Annotated in this window: 2 protein-coding genes; both read right to left on the bottom strand. The window is 43.3% G+C overall.

Going from position 1 to position 1352, the window contains the following annotated elements:
* Positions 1–215: 215 nt before the first annotated feature.
* Positions 216–677, bottom strand: a complete 462-nt coding sequence (locus R7R78_RS24005) for an MSHA biogenesis protein MshF (RefSeq protein WP_005456302.1) — start codon at positions 675–677, stop codon at positions 216–218.
* A gap of 3 nt (positions 678–680) precedes the next feature.
* Positions 681–1352, bottom strand: a 672-nt coding sequence (locus tag R7R78_RS24000; protein ID WP_225474361.1) for a type II secretion system F family protein, incomplete at its 5' end; no start/stop codon positions are given.

Below are 1352 nucleotides of genomic sequence, written 5' to 3'. Positions count from 1 at the left end.
AACGGTTTGGGGCAGCAACCTTCACTAAAACTGACCGTGAAGTGGATACTGTATCTACCGCTTGAGCAGAATGACGAATCGCCATTATTCCGAAAAGGTTTGATAACAAAGGTAATCATTTTATGGTTTACCTTTTATTACAACCTTAGGCTTATGGTAATGTTTGCATTATACCGACTTTCATTCCCATTTATAGTACTTAAGTGTCAAAAAATTCACTCCGCCGACATTTCGACGTCTATTATCAGTCGATTAGCGGTAGACATAACTACAATTGTTTGGCCACTTTCGTAAGTATAGTTGCAGATATAACGATTACTTTTGATTGTTCCGCTAATATCTAATAACTCACTAGCCATAATCTTACGTTGCGGGTAATGAACAGCTAACCAATATCCGCAATCGAGTACGCCTTGTTGTGTGAACGGCGACACCAATCCCCCTTCAGTCATGGTGAGTTGAAAACCATCCATTTCCATATGATTGGGCTCACCTTGCACTAACCACGCTTGGTGATAACGCTGAACACTGTCTAGCATCCAAACCTTTGCGAGTTTTGCACCTGTCGCTTGTGCTTCTTCAGTGACTGGCTGCAATTTAATCGCCATTCCAACCACGATGATGACGGCAACTAAGCCAAACATAATGAGCGTTGCTCGGCTTTGATTTTCAACCACGCATTAGCCGCCTTTGATGATGTCCAGCATCCCCCACATTGGTAAGAAAATACCCAATGCAAGTACCATCACCATCCCAGCGACAATGACCAAAAGTAATGGTTCTATTCTTGCCGTCAGTGTTTTAAGGTCATAATCCACTTCTCGATCATAAAAATCTGAGACTTCGAGCAAAAGTTCATCAATACGACCCGTTTCTTCACCAACTGCAATCATTTGAATAACTAATGGCGTAAAAATATTGCTGTTGATGGCAGTGACAGAAATGGTGCTACCCGCTTCGATGGCTGCTTTCATCTCTAAAATTCGATTTTCTAAAAAGCGGTTACCCAATGCTTCACCAGCAAGCGCCAAAGATTGGTTGAGCGGCACACCTGATTTCAACATCAACGAGAATGTTCGAGCAAAGCGCGACAATTGAGCGCGATTTACGATATCGCCAACGATTGGTAAGCGGAGGCGAAATTTATCAAACTTCTCCCGCCCATCTGCTGTCGCAACCCAAGCTTTGAACACAAAGAATGCACCGACCATAGCGGCAATGAGCAATCCCCAGTAGTGAACAAAGAAGTTGGACGTCGCAATCAAGATCCGAGTTGGAAGCGGCAACTCAACCCCAAAACGAGTAAACATCGATGCAAACTCGGGAATCACCAGAATGTTTAGAATAAACAT

It is taken from the genome of Vibrio sp. 2134-1 (genome assembly GCF_033339495.1).
Note: the sequence above shows the minus strand (reverse complement) of the source record. Positions and strands in the feature narration are given on the sequence as shown.